Consider the following 20,673-nt stretch of genomic DNA (forward strand, 5'->3'; position numbering starts at 1 on the left):
CAGGGCTCCGGTGTCAACGCACCGGAGCCTTTATGTTACACTGCGCCCCTGAACTTTTCCCTGTGGTGTGCACGTGGCTCAAAACTCCGTATTTCTTCCTGAACAATTCCTGGCGCAGATGCGCGAGGCGCTTCCTTCTCACCTCTCGTTAGACGATTTTATCGCCGCCTGTCAGCGGCCGTTGCGCCGGAGTATTCGCGTCAACACGCTGAAAATAAGTGTCGCCGATTTTCTGGCGCTGGTCTCGCCGTATAACTGGCAACTGACGCCAGTACCATGGTGTGCAGAGGGTTTTTGGATTGAACGGGATGACGAAGCGTCGTTGCCATTGGGCAGTACCGCAGAACATCTGAGTGGTCTGTTTTATATCCAGGAAGCCAGCTCGATGCTGCCGGTTGCCGCCCTGTTTACGGATGATAATGCGCCAGAACGCGTCATGGATGTCGCTGCCGCACCGGGCTCCAAAACCACGCAGATTGCCGCCAGGATGGGAAATCGCGGGGCCATTCTCGCCAACGAGTTTTCAGCCAGTCGCGTTAAAGTTCTGCACGCTAACATCAGCCGCTGCGGGATCCATAACGTTGCCCTGACGCACTTCGATGGCCGCGTATTTGGCGCAGCCCTGCCAGAAGCGTTTGATGCCATCCTGCTGGACGCGCCCTGCTCCGGCGAAGGGGTGGTGCGTAAAGATCCTGATGCGTTAAAAAACTGGTCTGTGGAGAGTAACCTTGAGATTGCCGCCACCCAGCGCGAACTGATCGACAGCGCCTTCCATGCCCTGCGTCCCGGTGGCACATTGGTTTATTCGACCTGCACCTTAAACCGTGACGAGAACGAGGACGTCTGTCTGTGGCTCAAGGCGCAATACCCTGATGCCGTCGAGTTCCTGCCGTTAAACGGCTTGTTCGCTTCAGCCAATGAAGCCGTCACGCCTGAAGGATTTCTGCACGTTTTCCCCCAGATTTATGACTGCGAAGGTTTTTTTGTCGCACGGTTGCGTAAAACGCAGACGGTTGAGCCACTGCCAGCCCCGACGTTTAAGGTCGGCAATTTCCCCTTCGCCCCCATGAAAAGGCGTGAGGCGGAGCAAGTCACTACCGCCGCCGCTAAGGTCGGGCTGGCCTGGGATGACACATGCCATCTTTGGATTCGCGATAAAGAGATTTGGCTTTTCCCGGCAAATATTGAGCCGCTTATCGGCAAGGTACGTTTTTCCCGCATCGGGATCCGCCTGGCGGAAGTGCACAATAAAGGCTATCGCTGGCAGCATGAGGCTGTTATCGCCCTCGCCGGCAGCGAGAATACGTTCGCCCTGACGCACCAGGAAGCCGAAGAGTGGTACCGGGGCCGTGATGTATATCCGGACAACACGCCATCGCATGATGAAGTGGTGGTGACCTATCAGGGTTATCCGTTAGGGCTGGCGAAAAAGGTAGGCTCACGACTGAAAAACAGCTATCCGCGAGAGCTGGTTCGTGATGGGCGATTGTTTACCGGTAACGATCGCACCGGCTGAAAAAAGCGCATTTTTTTACTGGCGATTTTGCTCTCCTTGTCTACGATCAAAAATGGATGCCCATACTGGTCATACCAGATTTTGATAACACACCCGGAGAGCAATATGACGAAAACCAGCGTGCGTATTGGCGCTTTCGAAATCGACGACGCAGAATTGCGCGGCGAAGCACAGGGCGAACGAACGTTAAGTATTCCCTGCAAATCCGACCCGGATTTGTGCATGCAACTGGATGCCTGGGATGCCGATACCAGCGTACCGGCAATACTTGATGGCGAACACTCAGTCCTTTACCGTGAGCATTACGATAGTCAATCCGATGCCTGGGTCATGCGTCTTGCCTGACCTAAAGAGAACCCGCCCGAAGGCGGGTTATTTATTACTGAAGCTGCGCCAGCGTAAAGTAACCATCGAAAACGGCGCCGGTATCAATGTAGTGCAGGTTATTAAAATCATACCGCCGGTCAAGTGGCGTATGTCCGAACCAGAAATGGTCCGCACCGCCGATCCCCTGCCCTTTCCCGACCATAAACCCCATCAGCCGGTCGCGATCCCATAGTACGTGCTGGGCGCTTACGGGTTTTTGCCAGCGGTATTCCGCTGCGGGATAGTCAGCGTGAGCAATCACATTCAAACCGTTTGCACAGGTTATCTCGATTATGTGCGGCAGTTCCCGACACGCATTAAGTAACGTCAGCGCCAGCTGCTGCTGTGTGTGCTCAAGGCGGGTAAACCAAATTCCGCCATTCATTGTCCAGAGTGCGAAATCATTATTATCAAGGCTGTCGATAGCCATTTGTTCATGGTTGCCCCGTACTGCACGAAACCATTTTTCATTCATGAGCTGTAAACATTTAATACTATCAGGGCCACGGTCAATTACATCCCCTACGGAAATAAGCAAATCCTCATAAGGATTAAAATGCCGGCGTTTCAGTTCATCCATGAGCCACTGATAACAACCATGTATGTCGCTGACAACCCAGACATGCCGCCACTTCCCACCATCGATTCGCTGATACATAAAACCTCCTTGCTTAAGTATAGACGCAGCAGAAATTACAGCTGACACGCGCAGCATTCACAAAGCCAAACGAACGGTAAACCAAATGGAAATAAAGATCCGCGCGCTATTAATCCCTTTTTGCTGACTCTTTAGAATAAGGCATGAATTAAACGAGAGGTCTTAACGTGTCTAATATGCACCTGCACAACGATGTGTTCTATCCGCATCGCACAAATATCATTTCCGAGCTGGTGAAAGGAAAACGCGTTCCGGGTCCAATCTGGCAGAAGCGCGAGTATCGTCTGAAGTTCCTGCTGCGCTCGCTCCTGTTCTGGTCTTCCACCCATCGCGTGCTGGAAACGCTCTCAGGACGTGATGATTTTGACCGTCTGCTGGCCTCTCAAATTACCTTACCGAGTAAAACCCATAGGCAGTATCTGATGCGTGGCCTGACGGCCGGCGATCGGGCTGACGCTATCATCAGCCATTATCACTGGGTCGATAGCCTGAAAAATATCACCCTCGCCAACGCGCTGACCAGCCCGCAAGAGCAGACGATAGTGCAATTTCAGGCAAAAAACGACGCGACCTATACCGTGAGTGCCTCCTCTGCCGGCAAAGCCGAGCGGGAAGGTGAAAGCACGCTGTGGCTGCGCGACAGCGAGAATACCGTGCTCGCAAGCCTGACGTTTAGCGTCGCCCGCAGTAACGGGCAGCGAGTGCTGGTGATTGGTGGGCTTCAGGGGCCACGTCGCAACGTCTCGCATGACGCCATTAAACTGGCGACCCGCGCCTGCCATGGCCTGTTTCCAAAACGCGTGCTGATGGAAGTGGTTTTCCAGCTGGCCGCACATTCATCCGTCCGGGCAATTTTTGCTGTTGGTGATGAGGGACACGTTTTCCGCGCACTGCGTTACCGCCTGAGCAAAGGCCGTCATTTCCATGCCAGCTATGACGAATTCTGGGCAAGTCTGGACGGTAAAAAAATATCCTCTTTCTGCTGGCAACTGCCGTTACAGATGGAGCGTAAATCCCTGGAAGATATCGCCAGTAAAAAACGGGCGGAATATCGCCGTCGCTTTGAACTGCTTGACTGCATTGAGGCTGAGGTGAAATCACGCTTTTAAGCGCGCTGAGAGCTTTCTTCAACTCTGCACAAAAATTTAACAAAACCGGCAAAAAGGGCATGCTGTTTTGCCGGGTGATTGATGTCGATTCGGTCGAAGGGTATTTTTATAGGTAAAAAGTGATCCTTGAGGTTACGTCCGGCCAGAACAGACGATCTGTGGGATAAAATTGACCTTCCTCCCAGTTCATTTGCCCCGCTTTTCAATGTGATTTACTCTCCACTCTGCCGCTGTTGCAAAGGTATTTTACAATAACGGACTGAACATTAAGCTTGTTTCTGTTTTGGTTCGTTGATGAAAAATCCTGAAGGGGCTACCGTTGTGCGAAAGCGTGCCCTCTTGCCACGGGGTCTCACCTCCCGAAAGGTAGTACAATCATCGTCACAGAAATGCTGGTGCTATTCATTACTGAAGTGTCTAAACTTTGCTGATATTTCGTTGGGATACGATTATAATTGTATACTGATTTACGAATGCAATTGCTGTCTCCACCCTAATTTTCTTATATTTAGATAACCAACTATGTCCGTTCGGCTTTTACTGGTGTGTTATGCCTCTGATTGAAAACTATGCCTCACCTACGCCGGAAGACCTTGCTCTACTCAAGTCATCGCTCGGTCTTACGGGTACCCAAATGGCAAAGTTTGCCGGGCTTGCAGGAAGCAATCGCTGGCGAAAATACACCGGCGGTGAGTTACCTCGCGTAATGGGGATGTACAAGGTGTTTTTTGGCCGCTCATTTAGTTTTAAATGAAAACGAATTAAATAAAGTGACAGGAAAAATGCGCGATATCGGTGCAAAAGATTAAGGAATTGATGATGATTTATGATTGTTTTTTATATTATGATGAAGATATGTTGTTAGACATCCGTCTACACACACTCTCGGATGTCGTTGACAAATTCGTTATTGTTGAATCAACATATACTTTTACCGGGAAACCAAAGAAACTCAATTTCGACATCGAGAAGTTCACGTGTTTCGCCGATAAAATCATTTATGTTGTAAACGATACGGACCCAACAAAAATTCCGGGTGCAAAATATACCACTGATAATGAAGTTGATCCCTGGGCTGTAGAATCGCACCACCGCAATAGCATTATGCAAGGGCTTGTAAACGCACAGCCTGACGATATCATTCTTGTTTCTGATGTAGACGAAATTTTTGATCCCGCAGTGATCGACAGGATTAACCCACGCCATCTGTGCACGACTATCCATCAAAATTTTTATAATTATCAGTTTAATATGCAAGTATTTAATACTAATGGTACTCCCCGAAAATGCACGTTACCGAGAGCAACAACATATAAAAATTTATTAAATTATTTTGATGGTGAACCTGAATCTTTCAGAAATATAAAGCATGCCCGTAAAAATAAAAATTGGTCGTGGTTTAAATGGAACTTCTTTAAATTAAAGAATAAAACTATCGATAATGGTGGCTGGCATTTCTCCTGGGTAATGTCCCCTGAACGCATTTCTGAGAAGATGGCGACTATTTCTCATCAGGAATACAATACTCCTGATTTCAATAATCCAGAACACATTATGAAAGTACTCAAAAATGCAGAAGATATTTGGGGAAGAGACAGGAAGCTAATCAGGCAGGCGCTAGAAAAACCCGTATTCCCAGCCTATCTCGTTGACAATAAAGATAAGTTTAAAGACTTTATCCTTTAATCACGTCATATCTTTCCAGCAAACATAACGGGGTGTTGTGGTTATATCAACATTGATGCCATGCCCCCTCTCCTTTCCCGGTTGTCCTTAACGTAGTCTTTCCCGGATAAAAGATATAGCTCCGCAACAGTTGACGGTTAATGGCCGCGCATATGTGTGCTACACCTCTCCGTTACCCCAGTTCCTGTAAGCAAATTTGCAAGCGATCTTCCATGATTGCCACTGTCCCGACATACACTCAAGCGGCAAACAGCACTGACTGTCGTCGCATGGACACAATGGGATGCAGGATAAAAGAGTGCGTGATGATCCCTAAATTTGCGTGTAAATGAATTGTGAATGTTAAAAACGGTGTGGTATAACGGGAAATACCGAATATTCAAGTTCGGACAATTTTAGGGTACTTTGGTGGCAGATCGCTGTAAGTGACTGAAATTTAAAATAGATAAAAAGAGACCGAATACGATTCCTGTATTCGGTCCAGGGAAATGGCTCTTGGGAGAGAGCCGTGCGCTAAAAGTTGGCATTAATGCAGGCTAAGTCGCCTTGCCTTTTAAGAATAGATGACGACGCCAGGTTTTCCAGTCCTCAGTTAAAGCGGTCGGAAAAAAAGCGTATGAGCATCATTAAAAGTGAAAAACCGCAGTGCTTTCGCAAGCATCTGCGGTTTTTTATTGGAAACCCGAAGATTAACAAAGCGTGTCTGCACGCTCGATAAACGGTGCCAGGCTCATCTTCTGCCCCGGATGCGCGGGATCATCAATCTGAATAACGCTGATTGGCTGTCCACTGCTTTTTCCGCTGGCGACCTGCTGCTCTGCGACATCATTTAAAGGGTATTGCACCAGCGTGCTTGGGTTAATCGCATACAAGGCGTGCCCCGGACGGCAGGTCAGCATCACCTCTTCACGATTAAACGCCCATTTGTCCTTACCCACTTCAAAACGGCTGACGGTAATGACCTGTGGTGCGGCCAGGGCACTCCCCGTGCAGGCCAGCAAGATGAGAGAGAGTAGTGTCTTTTTCATAGGATAGTTAACCTTGTCAGAAGGGTTCCCAGGTCGCGAACAGACTGACTGTAGCCAGCACCAGCGCACCCAGCACCACTTCTGCTTGTGTCATTCTGATAAATATTTGTTGTTCTCGCCCGCTTTGCGCACGAAACCGTGGCACCAGAAAATACCGATTTGCCAGCGCAATTACCACCATCAAAGCCACCAGCGCACATTTGAACAACAAAAATTGCACGTAACGGGCCTGCCAGGGAATATCGATACCCAGAATAAACAGCGCATTGAAAACGCCGGTAAGCACCACGCCTGCTACGGCGTAATGCCCCATGCGTGAGAAGCGCATCATGGTGTAGATTGCGGCAGGCTGCCACTGCCCTTTCGCCAGACGCATGCAAAACAGCAGCGGCAGTAATCCGCCAAGCCAGGTTGCAGCACATAACACATGAAGAGCATGATTAAGACGCTGTAATGCGCCCACCGCGCCTTCGTTCATTGTCGCATGCCCTACTCCCGCCAGCAGGACGAACTGTCCCATGGCGAGCAGTAACAGTCGTGAGCCTTTATGCGGAGCCAGCCATGCTGTACCGGCAGTAAGGGCCGCGAGAATGATTTGCCACAGCCAGACGCTTCCAAACTGCGTCCCCAGCACGCTACGCCAGATGTCGGGGTTGACGACATCGCCCCAGCCATTCCCCATTAACCCACCCTGAAGCGTAAACATCAGGAGCGCTGTCACCAGGCTGATTAACGCCGCCATTCTCTGCTGCGACTGAAAACGCCGGGACATGAGCCGTTGCAGAGAGGAAGGAGCAAACCAGACGCTATACAGCGCATTGCCAAAAATAAGCATTAACGCGCCGAAATGGAGAAAGCGCAGCCCTACGTAGCACATCGCCAGCATGCTATTTCACGCTAAAGTGATAACTGCCTTTTGTCTTGTGGCCGTCTACCGACACCACATGCCAGTCAACCTGGTAGGTTCCGGGCGTCAACTCGCGATCCAGCGACACATTCAGCTGCGTCTTGTCTTTCTCGTCGCGTTTAACGGCACCGGTCCTGATGGTCTGCTTTTGTGCATCCGTCACCACCACACCGCTAAAACCGGGCTCAATACCTTCTGAAAACGTCAGCGTCAGCGTGCGCGGTGCCGTCACGAGGCTATCTGCTGCCGGAGTCTGTTGTTTAAGGTGAGCGTGCGCCAGCACGGAGGGTGACATCACGCAAGAGGCCAAAAAGACCAGTGCGCCTGCCGCGCGGGAAGAGGATAAACCCATCGCAATCATTCCTTTTTGTTATGCCTGTATGGCAAAGAATAACTCTGTATAATAAGCGAGTCGAGGATCATCCCACCTCTGCTTGTCATCGTCGAGCAATCGCGGTAACGTTGCCGCCGTCTAAAAAGGAGAAGGTAATGAAGATCAATCTGGCCGCCCTTCCTCAGGACGAGATGGATAAAGTGAATGTCGATCTCGCTGCCGCTGGCGTCGCATTTAAAGAGCGTTACAACATGCCCATCGTGGCTGAAGTGGTTGAACGTGAGCAACCTGCTCATCTGCGCGACTGGTTTCGCGAACGCTTAATTGCGCATCGTCTCGCCTCAGTTAACCTCTCTCGTTTACCGTACGAACCTAAAGTTAAATAAGCTTAACGAGTCGTTACACTTCCTTACGCGGAATATGGCAGGATAAGAAAACCCTGATTAAATTAGGTGTATTCTTAAATCACTGCGACTCTGTGTAAAGGAAGTCACGATGTCACAATGGAATATTGCTGCGGCCCAGTATGCCGGGCTGCACCACAATGTAGATGAACATGTCGCGCACCATCTCCGTTTCATTGCCGAAGCGGCACGCCAGCAGTGCGATTTGCTGGTATTCCCGGAGCTCTCATTAACTGGCCCAGGGACAACGACGCTCCCTGCCCCTCCCGATGATAAACAGCTGGCCCCGTTGCTAAACGCCGCGAAATTATACCGGATCACTATTATTGCCGGGCTTCCGCTCGACGTGAATGGCCGTCGTCAGAAAGGCCTTGCCCTGTTTACCCCTTCTCGCCATAGCATCCTGCGCTACCCTCAGGGTCGTGGTGCAAGCCTGATCCCGGGTGATAAACAGCTGACGATCATCGATGCACATGCTGATTCGCCAAATCTCGACCCACAGGCGACGCTGTTTACCAGCTGCCAGTCAGTGGGAGATAGCCGCTGGCGGCAATCCATCAGTACCCTGCAGCGATTCGCACACAAATATGCCATTGCGGTGTTAATGGCGAACGCGCGCGGCGGCAGCGCGTTATGGGATGAAAAAGGTCAGCTGATCGTCCGCGCGGACAAAGGTGAACTGCTATTGACCGGATCTCTTGGCAGACAGGGTTGGCAAGGCGATATCATTCCTTTAGGCTAGGCGTTTTAGGCTCAGGAGAGTTCAATGCTGCGCGTCATCGATACCGAAACCTGCGATCTTCAGGGCGGAATAGTGGAAGTGGCTTCTGTCGACGTGATTGATGGAAAAATAGTCAACCCAATGAGCCATCTGGTACGTCCCGACCGCCCGATCAGCCCGCAGGCAATGGCTATTCATCGCATTACAGAATCGATGGTGGCGGACAAACCGTGGATAGAAGAGGTGATACTCCATTATTACGGTAGCCCGTGGTACGTCGCGCACAACGCCAGTTTTGACCGCCGGGTGCTCCCCGACATGCCCGGAGAATGGATTTGCACGATGAAACTGGCGCGTCGTCTCTGGCCTGGGATTAAGTACAGCAATATGGCGTTGTACAAATCCCGTAAGCTGAGCGTCAGAACGCCGGAGGGTCTGCACCATCACCGCGCCCTGTATGACTGCTACATCACCGCCGCGTTACTCATTGATATTATGAATAACTCCGGCTGGACCCCAGATGATATGGCGACCATTACCGGGCGTCCGGCGTTGCTGACTACCTTCACCTTTGGCAAATACCGCGGTCGGGCGGTTTCCGATATTGCGGATAAAGATCCGGGCTATCTGCGCTGGCTCTATAACAACCTCGATAAGATGAGCCCGGAACTGCGTTTAACGCTTAAGCACTATCTTGGCGAAGCTTAACGCTCCGCACGGCCTGGCAGCGTCTCCTGCGCCAGGCCAATCAAAAACGCATACTCCAGTGCCACGCCTTCGTAAGATTTAAATCGTCCCGATTTCCCGCCGTGACCGGAGTCCATATCCGTGCACAGCAGCAACAGGTTGTCGTCGGTTTTCAGTTCCCGCAGTTTCGCCACCCATTTTGCAGGCTCCCAGTATTGCACCTGTGAATCGTGCAATCCGGTGGTCACCAGCATGTGCGGATACGCTTTCGCTTCCACATTATCGTACGGGCTGTACTCTTTCATGTAGCGATAGTAGATCTCATCCTGCGGGTTGCCCCACTCTTCAAACTCTCCGGTCGTCAGCGGGATGGATTCATCCAGCATGGTCGTTACCACATCGACAAACGGCACCTGCGCAATAATCCCTTTAAAGCGTTCGGGACGCTGATTGATGACGGCCCCCATCAATAATCCTCCCGCGCTGCCGCCCATACCAAAGCAAAGCCCAGGATCGCCATAGCCCTGCTCAATCAACGCATCGCAGACGTCGAGATAATCATTGAAAGTATTTTTCTTTTTCAGGAATTTCCCGTCTTCATACCAGTGCTGTCCCAGCTCCCCGCCGCCGCGAACATGCGCAATGGCGAACACAAAACCGCGATCCAGCAGACTTAACCGGCTGCTGCTGAAATCAGCGTCCATGCTTGAGCCGTAGGAGCCGTAGCCGTAAACCAGAATCGGATTCTTACCTTTCTGGAAATGCGCCCGATGATAAACAAGCGAGACCGGCACCTCGACGCCATCGCGGGCGGTAACCCACAGGTGTTCGCTTCGGTAGTTGTCGGAATCGAACCCTTTCACTTCGGACTGTTTAAGCACCTGACGTTGCCCGGTGTCCATATCCAGCTCAAAGAGCGTATCGGGCGTGGTCATAGACGAGTAGCCGTAGCGCAGACGCGACGATTCCGGCTCAGGATTAAACCCTATCCACGTAACATAGGCCGGGTCGTCAAACGCAATCCCGATCACTTCCCGCGTTTTGCGGTTAATTTGCCGCAGGCTGGTCAGCCCCCGCTGGCGCTCCTCAACCACCAGCCAGTCGGTGAACAGCGTAAACCCTTCGAGCATCACCTGCTCCCGGGCGGGGATTAACACTTCCCACTTACGTTCATCGCGTACTTTGGTTTTGTAGAGGCCAAAGTTTTTACCCTCCCGATTAGAGCGCAGGTAAAAGCTGTGCTGGAAGTGATCGAGGCTGTATTCATGATCTTTGCGCCGCGGCAGGAAGCATAGCGGCTGCGCATCGGGTAGTTCGGCGTCCAGAAGCAGAACTTCAGAGGTTGTGGCGCTGGCCAGGAAGATAATCACATAGTGGCGGGACGAGGTTTTGTGCAGGCTGACATAAAACGTTTCGTCTTTCTCTTCGTAAACCAGTTCGTCGTCAGCAGAATCCGTCCCAACGGTATGGCGCCACACCTGGTAAGGCAGCAACGTGGAGGCATGCTTTTTGACGTAGTAGACCGTTTCGGAATCATTCGCCCAGACAAAGTCCGGCGAAACGTTATCCAGCATTTCCGGATACCAGTTACCGGTTTCCAGGTTGCGAAAACGCAAACCGTACTGACGACGGGAGAGGTAATCCTCCGCCAGCGCCATAATGGTGTTATCGGGGGAGATGGACATGCCGCCGAGGGTATAAAACTCGCTGTGGGCGGCGCGCTGGTTGGCATCCAGCAGGATGTCCCACTCATCCCATTCGGCGCATAACACCGACTGTCGCTGGTAGATAGGGTACTCGTTGCCAGGTTCGTAGATATGGCGATATCGATAGCCATTTTTGGTCCAGGGCGCGGAAATATCGCGCTGGGGGATACGCTGCACCATTTCATTTAACAGCTGGTCCTGCAATGCCTGCTGGCTGGACATGACCTTGCGGCCATAGTCGTTTTCCTCGTGCAGGTAGTCGAGCACTTCTGGCCGGGAACGGGAGTCGTCCCGCAGCCAGTAATAATTGTCTATACGCGTATCGCCATGCGTGGTGATCGCATAAGGAGTACGTCGGGCTTTCGGTGGCATGTCATCATTCTTTTGAGTTTTACACCCTATAAGGTTGGCAAAACCCACGCATGATGCAAGCGAAACATGGCTGCGACGGTGGCAGTTAGCCCTGTAACGCCCGTTTTTGCTCCTGAATATCCTTCTCGATCCCGTCCCGGACATCTTGTGGGATCTTCAGGGCATCACCCAGCGCATTGAGATAGCTGCGCTCCATAAAGTGATCGATATCGATGGCGGCACAGCTCAGAAAATAGAGCTCAAGCGCCTCTTCCTCATTTTTCACGCTTTGCGCCAGACGCTGCGGTTCGAGTGGCTGTTCGATGGCCTGCGCCACCAGCGCTCTGCCCTTTTCTTCGACACCGGCTTCGCGCAGTTGCTGCTCAATCGCCGATCGTTCCTGGTCATCAATGTGCCCGTCGCTTTTCGCCGCGAACACCAGCGCCAGGATGAGCCGTTCGGTACGCAGATCCAGCGGCGAGGTCTGCTCACCAAAGTGGGGTTCGTCGCTGTGCGCGGTCCGCACTCTGTCCTTGTATTTGTTCCACAGTACGGTACCCGCAATAGCGCCGCCGCCCGCCAGCAGCGCGCCGGTACCATACTTTGCCAGTAACTTACGCGAGGATTTATTGGCAACCAGCAGTCCAGCCAGCCCGCCAAGCGCCCCCGGTACCAGGAGTTTGCTCAGCCCCTGCTCGCCGGATGACGACGTTTTCTGTCCCAACATGGATTGCAATTGATTTAGCCAGCCTGACATGGTTTCCCTCACTTAACGGTAAATATGTCTCCCAGCGTAAGCGAGCAGGCGTCAGGAAATGTCTGCCACGGCTAAAGAAGCGCAAATTTCTTAACCGCTCTCGGGCCCTGAACAAGACAGACGCAAACGTTTACGTTTATAATGCGCGCAACTTTTTCAGGGGGATTGTTATGACTCGTTTAGGAACCGCGCTGCGACCTGCGGCGACCCGTGTGATGCTGTTAGGATCGGGCGAACTGGGTAAAGAGGTCGCCATTGAGTGCCAGCGTTTGGGCGTGGAAGTCATTGCAGTGGATCGTTACGCTGACGCACCTGCCATGCATGTCGCCCACCGTTCTTATGTGATCAATATGCTGGATGGCGATGCCCTGCGTACGCTGATTACGCAGGAGAAACCGGATTTCGTGGTACCCGAAATTGAAGCCATTGCCACCGATACGCTGATCGCCCTTGAGCAGGAAGGCCAGCACGTGGTGCCCTGCGCAAAAGCGGCCAAACTGACCATGAACCGCGAAGGCATTCGTCGTCTGGCAGCTGAAGAGCTGGCCTTACCTACCTCAGGCTACCGTTTTGCCGGCGATAAAGCCGCTTTCCTGCAGGCTGTCGACGAAATTGGCTACCCGTGCATCATTAAGCCCGTCATGAGTTCCTCCGGTAAAGGACAGAGCTTTATCCGCGACAGCAGCACGCTGGATAAGGCGTGGGAGTATGCCCAGCAGGGAGGACGTGCCGGTGCCGGTCGCGTGATTATCGAAGGTGTCGTAAAGTTTGATTTCGAAATCACGCTGCTGACGGTCAGCGCCGTTGATGGCGTCCATTTCTGCGATCCGATTGGCCACCGTCAGGAAGATGGCGACTATCGTGAGTCCTGGCAGCCGCAGCAGATGAGCGACCTGGCGCTGGCACGTGCGCAGGAAATTGCCCGTAAAGTGGTTCTGGCGCTGGGCGGTTACGGATTGTTTGGCGTGGAGCTGTTTGTCTGCGGCGATGAGGTAATTTTCAGTGAAGTCTCCCCTCGCCCGCACGATACCGGGATGGTCACGCTGATTTCACAGGACCTTTCTGAATTCGCCCTGCATGTGCGCGCCTTCCTCGGCCTGCCCGTTGGCGGCATTCGTCAGTACGGCCCGGCGGCTTCGGCGGTGATCCTGCCGCAATTAACCAGCCAGAACGTCACCTTTGATAACGTCGAAGGGGCTATGGGTGCAGGCTTGCAGGTTCGTCTGTTCGGGAAACCGGAGATTGACGGCACGCGCCGCCTTGGCGTGGCGCTAGCGACCGGTGAAAACGTGGATGAGGCTGTAGCAAGAGCCAAAACAGCCGCCGCGAATGTGAAGGTTGCAGGATAAAAAAAACGGGCCAGCAGGCCCGTTTTTCATACTGTCTTCGCTTACTGCTTCGCGCCTTCAACCGCTTCGCGAGCCAGTTTAGTGATGCGATCCCAGTCGCCTGCTTCCAGCGCATCCGCAGGAACCAGCCATGAGCCGCCGATGCACAGGACACTTTTCAGCGCCAGGTAGTCACGGTAGTTTGCCGGAGAGATACCACCCGTCGGGCAGAAGCGAACCTGAGAGAATGGACCCGCAATAGCCTGCAGTGCTTTGGTGCCGCCGTTAGCTTCAGCCGGGAAGAATTTGAACTCTTTCAGGCCGTAATCCATACCCATCATCAGCTCAGATACGGTGCTGATACCCGGGATCAGAGGGATCGTGCCTTCGGTTGCAGCTTTCAGCAGCGGCTCGGTCAGGCCAGGGCTGATAGCAAACTGCGCGCCCGCTTCGGTCACGTCAGCCAGCTGCTGTGCGTTCAGTACGGTACCCGCACCGATGATCGCGTCCGGCACTTCTTTGGCGATAGCGCGAATAGCGTCCATCGCGCAGGCGGTACGCAGGGTCACTTCCAGAACACGAACACCACCCGCAACCAGGGCTTTCGCCATCGGGACAGCATGTTCCAGCTTATTCACCACGATTACCGGCACGACAGGGCCAGTGGTCAGGATTGCTTCTGCACTTGTTTTCCAGTTTTTCATCAGAGTTTTCTCTCGCCAGATCGATAAAATCAAGTCGTCTTAAAACGTAATACAGGTTGCGCCCTGCTCCGCACCGGAGAGTTTCTCACGCAGCGCGCCAAACATTTCGCGTCCGGTTCCCACGCGCGATGCGCTCAGGTCAGGAATATGTGGCTTACGTGCCGCCAGTTCAGCGTCATCCACCAGCAGGGTTAACTCACCTGTCTGACCGTTAACGCGGATCATGTCTCCATCACGAACTTTCGCCAGCAAACCGCCGTCGTAAGCTTCCGGGGTCACGTGGATAGCAGAAGGCACTTTACCTGATGCGCCAGAGAGGCGTCCATCGGTCACTAACGCAATTTTGAAACGGCGGTCCAATAATACACCAAGTGGCGGCATAAGTTTATGTAATTCTGGCATCCCGTTCGCTTTTGGCCCCTGATGGCGCACCACAACGACGCAATCTTTGTCGAGCAGACCGGTATCAAACGCAGGCAAAACGTCATGCTGGCTTTCAAACACCACGGCCGGCGCTTCGATAATCTGGTTCTCTTCCGGTACGGCGGAGGTTTTCATCACCGCACGCCCCAGGTTACCGCTGAGCACTTTGGTGCCGCCGTGACGAGAGAACGGTTGTTCAAAGGTGGCGATAACCTGTGCGTCAAGCGAGGCGGTGGCGCCTTCACGCCAGTCAAGCTCACCGTTATTGAGCCACGGCTCATGGGTATAACGCTGCAGACCAAAGCCCGCCACGGTGTTCACATCTTCATGCAGCAGACCGCCTTTCAGCAGCTCGCGCATCAGCACCGGCACGCCACCGGCAGCCTGGAAGTGGTTGATGTCAGCCGGGCCGTTCGGGTACAGGCGCGCCATCAGGGGCACCACAGACGAGATATCAGAGAAATCATCCCAGTTAATCAGGATGCCCGCCGCGCGCGCCATTGCCACCAGATGCATGGTGTGGTTTGTTGAACCGCCGGTTGCCAGCAGCGCAACGATACCGTTGACGATCACTTTCTCGTCGACCATTTTACCCAGCGGCATCCACGCGTTGCCGTTACCGGTCAGACGCGTTACCTGGCGGGCAGCTGCTTCAGTCAGGGCCTTACGCAGTGGCGCATCCGGCTGAATGAAAGAGGATCCAGGAAGCTGCATCCCCATAAATTCCACCACCATCTGGTTGGTGTTGGCCGTACCGTAGAAGGTACAGGTGCCCGGCGCATGGTAGGAGGCAGCTTCCGCTTCCAGCAGTGCCTGACGGTCTGCTTTACCTTCCGCAAACAGCTGACGGATACGCACTTTTTCTTTGTTTGGCAGGCCGCTTGCCATCGGACCTGATGGCACGAAGATCGCAGGCAGATGACCAAACGACAGCGCTGCCATGGCCAGCCCCGGGACGATTTTATCGCACACGCCGAGGTACAGCGCGCCATCAAACATATTGTGAGACAGGCCCACTGCGGCCGACATCGCAATCACTTCGCGGCTCAGCAGAGAGAGCTCCATCCCATCCTGACCCTGCGTCACGCCGTCGCACATGGCCGGCACGCCGCCCGCGACCTGGCCTACCGCATTGACGCTGTGCAGCGCTTTACGGATGATCTCCGGATACACTTCGTACGGCTGATGCGCAGAAAGCATGTCGTTGTAGGAGGTAATGATGGCGATATTGTTACGCAGCATGCTTTTCAGCGAGGCTTTATCGTCGGGCTGGCAGGCGGCGAAACCGTGCGCCAGGTTACCGCAGGCGAGTTGTGAGCGATGAACGGTATTACTTTTAGCCTGTTCAATCCGGGCGAGGTAGGCAGAACGGGTCTCTTTCGAGCGCTCAATAATGCGTTGTGTTACGCGTAACAATGTCGGATTCATAAAAGCTCCTCTAATTTATCTGTCCGGGCTCGGGAGTTTACAAAGTCGCTGGCGATTATTAACAACGCTGAAACGCTTGCTGTCCGGAGCTCAGGGGCAAAATCACTTCCGGCAGTGTAATAAAAAAAGCTCCGCGGGTGAATCCACGCGGAGCTTAAAAGTTTATAAATTGTGCCACGAGCTGTGTTAGATCATGTTACCGGTAAAATAACACCTAAGAGGCAGCTGATTATTTTACTCAAACTCATTCCAGGAGCGGCCATCACGGGTGATCATCGCGACGGACGCGACAGGCCCCCAGGTGCCCGCCTGATACGGTTTTGGCGCATCCTGATCCGCAGCCCAGGCTTCAGTGATGGAGTCGACCCATTTCCACGCTTCTTCCACTTCATCGCGACGCACGAACAGCGCCTGGATACCGCGCATGGTTTCCAGCAGCAGACGCTCGTAAGCATCGGCAAGGTGCGTCTGATTGAACGTTTCGGAGTAGCTCAGGTCCAGCTTGGTGGTCTGCAGGTTATGTTTGTGATCCAGGCCCGGCACTTTGTTCAGGATCTGGATGTCCACCCCTTCGTCTGGCTGCAGACGAATGGTCAGTTTGTTCTGTGGCAGCTCCTGCCAGGACTCTTTGAACAGGTTGAGTTCAGGGTTTTTGAAGTAAACGACCACTTCAGAGCATTTGGTCGGCAGACGTTTACCGGTACGCAGGTAGAACGGAACGCCCGCCCAGCGCCAGTCATCGATATCCACGCGGATCGCCACAAACGTCTCGGTATTGCTCGCCTTGTTGGCGCCCTCTTCTTCCAGGTAGCCCGGCACTTTTTTACCCTGAGCAAACCCTGCGGTGTACTGGCCGCGTACCGTTTTCTCACGCACGTTTGAGCGATCGATGCGACGCAGTGACTTCAGCACTTTCACTTTAGCGTCACGAATGCTGTCCGCCGTCAGGTCAGACGGTGGAGACATGGCAATCATGCAAAGGATTTGCAGCAGGTGGTTCTGGATCATGTCGCGCATCTGACCGGCCTGGTCAAAGTAACCCCAGCGGCCTTCGATACCTACCTCTTCGGCCACCGTGATTTCCACATGGTCGATGGTACGGTTGTCCCAGTTATTCACAAACAGGGAGTTGGCAAAACGCAGCGCCAGCAGGTTCAGTACCGTCTCTTTACCGAGATAGTGGTCGATACGGTAGACCTGGCACTCTTCGAAGTACTCGCCGACCTGGTCGTTAATTTCACGTGAGGTTGAAAGAGAGGTCCCCAGCGGTTTCTCCATCACCACGCGTGCCGGTTTAGCGTTCAGCTTCGCTTCGCCCAGGCCTTTGCAGATTGCACCGAAAGTGCTTGGCGGCATGGCGAAGTAGTTAATGGTGACACGGTTTTTCTGATCCAGCATCGCGCCTAAACGGTTAAACGCGCTGACGTCGTTCACGTCCAGGTTACAGAAATCAAGACGTCCGCTGAGGGTATCCCACAAACTTTCATCAATCTTTTCCTTCATGAAAGTTTCGAGCGCCTCGCGTACGACCTTGGTATAAGCTTCCTTGTCCCAGTCGGCGCGCCCAACGCCCAGGATACGCGTATCCGGATGAATTTGGCCCGCTTTCTCCAGTTGATACAGGGAAGGCAGCAATTTCCGGCGTGCAAGATCGCCTTTCGCGCCGAAAATGACCAGGTCACATGCCTGGGCTGTTTGCGTTACCGCCATGTCATTCTCCTCAGTTGGATCACCTGGTACTTCTGCCAGGTATCGTTGTAATTTTATTACGTTGCACTGTACTGCTTTTACGTCATTCCCGAAACCATTAGCGCTTAACCTCGCGTGCGATACCGCGATTTTTTCGCCGTCAGACGCGTGTGGTGGCGGAATCACGTAAAAAGCGTTGATTCTTTGAACTACAGGGTCATAACAAAACCCGACACCGATCAAGTAATGAAAAAAAACAACAACATTATCTTGTCGACTGTTACCCTTTATGGAAGCCGCAGGGGTAATATCGGCTAAATCGAATCATGATTTCATGAATTAATGAAATCGTTTCCACCCATGAGCGCCCTGTTAACAATGAACATGCTGGAAAAAATCCAGTTCCAACTGGAACACCTTAGCAAATCCGAGCGAAAAGTGGCCGAAGTCATTCTTGCCGCTCCTGCTCAGGCGATTCATTCAAGCATCGCCGCTCTGGCGCAGGAGGCAGGCGTCAGCGAACCGACGGTTAACCGCTTCTGCCGTAGCCTTGAAACGCGCGGCTTTCCTGATTTTAAACTGCATCTTGCACAAAGTCTGGCAAACGGCACGCCTTATGTTAATCGCAATGTGGATGAAGACGACAGTGTTGATGCCTATACGGCAAAAATATTTGAGTCGGCCATGGCTACGCTGGACCACGTTCGCCAGTCCCTGGATATGAATTCCGTGAACCGCGCGGTGGATTTACTGACCCAGGCCAAGCGCATTGCGTTCTTTGGCCTCGGCTCGTCGGCGGCCGTGGCGCATGACGCCATGAATAAATTCTTCCGCTTTAACGTCCCGGTCATTTATTCCGATGACATTGTCCTGCAACGCATGAGCTGTATGAATTGCAGTGAAGATGATGTCGTGGTACTCATTTCGCACACTGGGCGCACCAAAAGCCAGGTGGAGCTGGCGCAACTGGCGCGTGAAAACGATGCCATGGTTATTGCCCTCACGACGGCGGGCACGCCGCTGGCAAGAGAAGCGACGCTCGCCATCACCCTTGACGTCCCGGAAGACACCGACATGTATATGCCGATGGTCTCCCGTCTGGCGCAGCTCACGGTGATTGACGTGCTGGCAACCGGTTTCACCCTGCGCCGTGGCGCAAAATTCAGAGATAACTTGAAGCGTGTCAAGGAAGCGCTTAAGGAATCGCGTTTTGATAAAGAATTGCTTATGAAAAGCGATGTTCCCTAAATAGTTTAATAACTACGATGTAACGATTTACGGCATTCGGTCCTCTCTCTGTTGCCTTGCAGCAGATGAAGGCCGATTTAATGTTCACGCAACACCAAAGTTGTTTCAGTCAACGGAGTATTACATGTCCAGAAGGCTTCGCAGAACCAAGATCGTAACCACCTTAGGCCCGGCCACTGACCGCGATAACAATCTCGAGAAAATTATCGCCGCGGGTGCCAACGTGGTGCGTATGAACTTCTCTCACGGTACGCCAGAAGACCATAAATTACGTGCCGACAAAGTGCGTGAAATTGCGGCCAAACTTGGCCGTCATGTTGCTATCCTCGGGGACCTGCAGGGTCCAAAAATTCGTGTTTCAACCTTCAAAGAAGGTAAAGTCTTCCTCAATATCGGCGACAAATTCCTGCTTGATGCCAACCTGGGTAAAGGCGAAGGCGATAAAGAAAAAGTTGGGATCGACTATAAAGGTCTGCCGGCTGATGTTGTGCCTGGCGATATCCTGCTGCTCGACGACGGTCGCGTTCAGCTGAAAGTGCTGGAAGTTCAGGGGATGAAGGTATTCACCGAAGTCACCGTCGGGGGCCCGCTCTCAAACAACAAAGGCATTAACAAACTCGGCGGTGGCCTCTCAGCCGAGGCGCTGACCGATAAAGATAAAGCAGATATCGTGACCGCTGCGCTGATTGGCGTTGACTACCTGGCCGTCTCCTTCCCACGCTGTGGCGAAGACCTGAACTACGCGCGCCGTCTGGCACGTGATGCGGGCTGTGATGCCAAAATCGTTGCTAAAGTGGAACGTGCGGAAGCCGTTTGCGATCAGGACGCGATGGATGACGTGATTCTGGCGTCTGACGTGGTGATGGTTGCCCGTGGCGATCTGGGCGTGGAAATTGGCGACCCTGAACTGGTGGGGATCCAGAAAGCCCTGATCCGCCGTGCACGTCAGCTTAACCGCGCCGTGATCACCGCAACCCAGATGATGGAATCCATGATCACCAACCCAATGCCGACCCGTGCAGAGGTGATGGACGTGGCTAACGCCGTGCTGGACGGTACCGATGCCGTAATGCTTTCTGCAGAAACCGCAGCCGGCCAGTACCCTGCTGAAACCGTAGCCGCGATGGCACGCGTTTGCCTGGGTGCTGAAAAGATCCCAAGCATCAACGTCTCTAAACACCGTCTGGACGTGCAGTTCGACAACGTGGAAGAAGCGATTGCGATGTCTGCCATGTACGCCGCTAACCACCTGAAAGGCGTAACGGCGATTATCACCATGACCGAATCTGGCCGTACCGCGCTGATGACCTCCCGTATCAGCTCCGGTCTGCCCATCTTCGCCATGTCCCGTCACGAGCGTACGCTGAACCTGACGGCGCTGTATCGCGGTGTCACGCCGGTTCACTTCGACAGCACCAACGACGGTGTCGCGGCTGCCCACGACGCCGTGAACCTGCTGCGCGACAAAGGCTATCTGGTCTCCGGTGATATCGTGATTGTGACTCAGGGTGACGTGATGAGCACCATCGGCTCGACCAATACCACTCGCGTATTGACCGTCGAGTAAGTACGTCCCTGTTAAAAAGCCCGCTCTTTTCGAAGCGGGCTTTTTTTTATTTCTGC

Annotated in this window: 20 protein-coding genes; 11 read left to right on the forward strand and 9 right to left on the reverse strand. The window is 53.1% G+C overall.

Features of this window, described 5'->3' with window-relative positions:
* The first annotated feature begins 73 nt into the window (after positions 1 to 73).
* Together rsmF and AAIR21_RS00460 are read left to right on the forward strand one after the other, a co-directional pair.
* Positions 74 to 1,516, forward strand: coding sequence for a 16S rRNA (cytosine(1407)-C(5))-methyltransferase RsmF (rsmF, locus tag AAIR21_RS00455; RefSeq protein WP_032669968.1), 1,443 nt, complete (start codon positions 74 to 76; stop codon positions 1,514 to 1,516).
* Positions 1,517 to 1,621: 105 nt separating this feature from the next.
* Positions 1,622 to 1,861 carry a YebV family protein gene (locus tag AAIR21_RS00460; RefSeq protein ID WP_020883412.1) on the forward strand — a complete coding sequence of 80 codons (240 nt, stop codon included), beginning with the start codon at positions 1,622 to 1,624 and terminating at the stop codon, positions 1,859 to 1,861.
* 34 nt (positions 1,862 to 1,895) lie between these two features.
* Here the strand turns inward: AAIR21_RS00460 and pphA are convergent, their stop codons facing one another.
* On the reverse strand, positions 1,896 to 2,540 hold the full coding sequence (gene pphA, locus AAIR21_RS00465; protein ID WP_020883411.1) for a protein-serine/threonine phosphatase: 645 nt from the start codon (positions 2,538 to 2,540) through the stop codon (positions 1,896 to 1,898).
* 167 nt (positions 2,541 to 2,707) lie between these two features.
* Between pphA and AAIR21_RS00470 the strand changes: the two genes are divergently transcribed.
* From AAIR21_RS00470 to AAIR21_RS00480, 3 genes are all read left to right on the forward strand, one after another.
* A complete protein-coding gene (locus tag AAIR21_RS00470; protein WP_020883410.1) occupies positions 2,708 to 3,649 on the forward strand; it encodes a VirK/YbjX family protein in 942 nt (313 codons plus the stop codon).
* A 550-nt stretch (positions 3,650 to 4,199) separates the two neighbouring features.
* On the forward strand, positions 4,200 to 4,403 hold the full coding sequence (locus tag AAIR21_RS00475) for a hypothetical protein (RefSeq protein ID WP_230075023.1): 204 nt from the start codon (positions 4,200 to 4,202) through the stop codon (positions 4,401 to 4,403).
* A gap of 65 nt (positions 4,404 to 4,468) precedes the next feature.
* Complete coding sequence (locus tag AAIR21_RS00480; protein ID WP_020883409.1) at positions 4,469 to 5,335, forward strand: glycosyl transferase family 17; 867 nt, start codon at positions 4,469 to 4,471, stop codon at positions 5,333 to 5,335.
* A gap of 689 nt (positions 5,336 to 6,024) precedes the next feature.
* On the opposite strand, the gene AAIR21_RS00485 is transcribed toward AAIR21_RS00480, so the two are convergent.
* Genes AAIR21_RS00485 through yobA form a run of 3 tightly spaced genes read right to left on the reverse strand, consistent with a single transcriptional unit; the run spans position 6,025 to position 7,622 of the window.
* The gene (locus AAIR21_RS00485; RefSeq protein ID WP_014170622.1) at positions 6,025 to 6,363 is read right to left on the reverse strand and encodes a YebY family protein; all 339 of its coding nucleotides are present in this window, start codon (positions 6,361 to 6,363) and stop codon (positions 6,025 to 6,027) included.
* A gap of 16 nt (positions 6,364 to 6,379) precedes the next feature.
* The gene (gene copD / locus AAIR21_RS00490; RefSeq protein WP_113656004.1) at positions 6,380 to 7,249 is read right to left on the reverse strand and encodes a copper homeostasis membrane protein CopD; all 870 of its coding nucleotides are present in this window, start codon (positions 7,247 to 7,249) and stop codon (positions 6,380 to 6,382) included.
* Between the two features lies 1 nt (position 7,250).
* Positions 7,251 to 7,622 carry a CopC domain-containing protein YobA gene (gene yobA / locus AAIR21_RS00495; RefSeq protein ID WP_113656005.1) on the reverse strand — a complete coding sequence of 124 codons (372 nt, stop codon included), beginning with the start codon at positions 7,620 to 7,622 and terminating at the stop codon, positions 7,251 to 7,253.
* A 137-nt stretch (positions 7,623 to 7,759) separates the two neighbouring features.
* On the opposite strand from yobA, the gene AAIR21_RS00500 reads away from it, so the two are divergent.
* The 3 genes from AAIR21_RS00500 (at position 7,760) to exoX (ending at position 9,437) form a co-directional block, all read left to right on the forward strand.
* The gene (locus AAIR21_RS00500) at positions 7,760 to 7,990 is read left to right on the forward strand and encodes a DNA polymerase III subunit theta (RefSeq protein ID WP_013096102.1); all 231 of its coding nucleotides are present in this window, start codon (positions 7,760 to 7,762) and stop codon (positions 7,988 to 7,990) included.
* Between the two features lie 109 nt (positions 7,991 to 8,099).
* The gene (locus tag AAIR21_RS00505; RefSeq protein WP_148576286.1) at positions 8,100 to 8,750 is read left to right on the forward strand and encodes a carbon-nitrogen hydrolase family protein; all 651 of its coding nucleotides are present in this window, start codon (positions 8,100 to 8,102) and stop codon (positions 8,748 to 8,750) included.
* Between the two features lie 24 nt (positions 8,751 to 8,774).
* Complete coding sequence (exoX, locus tag AAIR21_RS00510; protein ID WP_183516193.1) at positions 8,775 to 9,437, forward strand: exodeoxyribonuclease X; 663 nt, start codon at positions 8,775 to 8,777, stop codon at positions 9,435 to 9,437.
* On the opposite strand, the gene ptrB is transcribed toward exoX, so the two are convergent.
* Both ptrB and AAIR21_RS00520 read right to left on the reverse strand, forming a co-directional pair.
* The gene (ptrB, locus tag AAIR21_RS00515) at positions 9,434 to 11,494 is read right to left on the reverse strand and encodes an oligopeptidase B (protein ID WP_032678427.1); all 2,061 of its coding nucleotides are present in this window, start codon (positions 11,492 to 11,494) and stop codon (positions 9,434 to 9,436) included. The two genes, exoX and ptrB, sit on opposite strands and share 4 nt — an antisense overlap.
* Before the next feature lie 85 nt (positions 11,495 to 11,579).
* Positions 11,580 to 12,230 (reverse strand): tellurite resistance TerB family protein, encoded by a 651-nt coding sequence (locus tag AAIR21_RS00520; RefSeq protein ID WP_014170628.1) that lies wholly within the window; start codon positions 12,228 to 12,230, stop codon positions 11,580 to 11,582.
* A 170-nt stretch (positions 12,231 to 12,400) separates the two neighbouring features.
* Here AAIR21_RS00520 and purT point away from each other — a divergent pair, with 170 nt between their 5' ends.
* Positions 12,401 to 13,579: a formate-dependent phosphoribosylglycinamide formyltransferase gene (purT, locus tag AAIR21_RS00525; protein WP_020883403.1), complete on the forward strand. Its 1,179-nt coding sequence runs from the start codon at positions 12,401 to 12,403 to the stop codon at positions 13,577 to 13,579.
* A 41-nt stretch (positions 13,580 to 13,620) separates the two neighbouring features.
* Here purT and kdgA read toward each other — a convergent pair whose 3' ends face one another.
* From kdgA to zwf, 3 genes are all read right to left on the reverse strand, one after another.
* The gene (gene kdgA, locus AAIR21_RS00530; RefSeq protein ID WP_020883402.1) at positions 13,621 to 14,262 is read right to left on the reverse strand and encodes a bifunctional 4-hydroxy-2-oxoglutarate aldolase/2-dehydro-3-deoxy-phosphogluconate aldolase; all 642 of its coding nucleotides are present in this window, start codon (positions 14,260 to 14,262) and stop codon (positions 13,621 to 13,623) included.
* 39 nt (positions 14,263 to 14,301) lie between these two features.
* A complete protein-coding gene (gene edd, locus AAIR21_RS00535) occupies positions 14,302 to 16,113 on the reverse strand; it encodes a phosphogluconate dehydratase (protein ID WP_183516192.1) in 1,812 nt (603 codons plus the stop codon).
* Positions 16,114 to 16,347: 234 nt separating this feature from the next.
* Positions 16,348 to 17,823, reverse strand: a complete 1,476-nt coding sequence (zwf, locus tag AAIR21_RS00540) for a glucose-6-phosphate dehydrogenase (RefSeq protein ID WP_020883401.1) — start codon at positions 17,821 to 17,823, stop codon at positions 16,348 to 16,350.
* A gap of 357 nt (positions 17,824 to 18,180) precedes the next feature.
* Between zwf and AAIR21_RS00545 the strand changes: the two genes are divergently transcribed.
* On the forward strand, positions 18,181 to 19,050 hold the full coding sequence (locus AAIR21_RS00545) for a MurR/RpiR family transcriptional regulator (RefSeq protein WP_025203851.1): 870 nt from the start codon (positions 18,181 to 18,183) through the stop codon (positions 19,048 to 19,050).
* Positions 19,051 to 19,174: 124 nt separating this feature from the next.
* Positions 19,175 to 20,617: a pyruvate kinase gene (pyk, locus tag AAIR21_RS00550; protein WP_020883399.1), complete on the forward strand. Its 1,443-nt coding sequence runs from the start codon at positions 19,175 to 19,177 to the stop codon at positions 20,615 to 20,617.
* Positions 20,618 to 20,673: the final 56 nt, after the last annotated feature.

Origin of the sequence: Enterobacter sp. PTB (assembly GCF_051130085.1) — a bacterium.
GTDB lineage: Bacteria > Pseudomonadota > Gammaproteobacteria > Enterobacterales > Enterobacteriaceae > Enterobacter > Enterobacter ludwigii.

Coding starts and splice junctions, on each gene's coding strand:
- zwf (WP_020883401.1), bottom strand. CDS start 17,823: ATGGCGGTAACGCAAACAGCCCAGGCATGTGACCTGGTCATTTTCGGC.
- pyk (WP_020883399.1), top strand. CDS start 19,175: ATGTCCAGAAGGCTTCGCAGAACCAAGATCGTAACCACCTTAGGCCCG.
- AAIR21_RS00480 (WP_020883409.1), top strand. CDS start 4,469: ATGATTTATGATTGTTTTTTATATTATGATGAAGATATGTTGTTAGAC.
- kdgA (WP_020883402.1), bottom strand. CDS start 14,262: ATGAAAAACTGGAAAACAAGTGCAGAAGCAATCCTGACCACTGGCCCT.
- AAIR21_RS00485 (WP_014170622.1), bottom strand. CDS start 6,363: ATGAAAAAGACACTACTCTCTCTCATCTTGCTGGCCTGCACGGGGAGT.
- ptrB (WP_032678427.1), bottom strand. CDS start 11,494: ATGCCACCGAAAGCCCGACGTACTCCTTATGCGATCACCACGCATGGC.
- edd (WP_183516192.1), bottom strand. CDS start 16,113: ATGAATCCGACATTGTTACGCGTAACACAACGCATTATTGAGCGCTCG.
- AAIR21_RS00545 (WP_025203851.1), top strand. CDS start 18,181: ATGAACATGCTGGAAAAAATCCAGTTCCAACTGGAACACCTTAGCAAA.
- copD (WP_113656004.1), bottom strand. CDS start 7,249: ATGCTGGCGATGTGCTACGTAGGGCTGCGCTTTCTCCATTTCGGCGCG.
- yobA (WP_113656005.1), bottom strand. CDS start 7,622: ATGGGTTTATCCTCTTCCCGCGCGGCAGGCGCACTGGTCTTTTTGGCC.
- pphA (WP_020883411.1), bottom strand. CDS start 2,540: ATGTATCAGCGAATCGATGGTGGGAAGTGGCGGCATGTCTGGGTTGTC.
- exoX (WP_183516193.1), top strand. CDS start 8,775: ATGCTGCGCGTCATCGATACCGAAACCTGCGATCTTCAGGGCGGAATA.
- AAIR21_RS00520 (WP_014170628.1), bottom strand. CDS start 12,230: ATGTCAGGCTGGCTAAATCAATTGCAATCCATGTTGGGACAGAAAACG.
- AAIR21_RS00460 (WP_020883412.1), top strand. CDS start 1,622: ATGACGAAAACCAGCGTGCGTATTGGCGCTTTCGAAATCGACGACGCA.
- AAIR21_RS00475 (WP_230075023.1), top strand. CDS start 4,200: ATGCCTCTGATTGAAAACTATGCCTCACCTACGCCGGAAGACCTTGCT.
- AAIR21_RS00505 (WP_148576286.1), top strand. CDS start 8,100: ATGTCACAATGGAATATTGCTGCGGCCCAGTATGCCGGGCTGCACCAC.
- purT (WP_020883403.1), top strand. CDS start 12,401: ATGACTCGTTTAGGAACCGCGCTGCGACCTGCGGCGACCCGTGTGATG.
- AAIR21_RS00500 (WP_013096102.1), top strand. CDS start 7,760: ATGAAGATCAATCTGGCCGCCCTTCCTCAGGACGAGATGGATAAAGTG.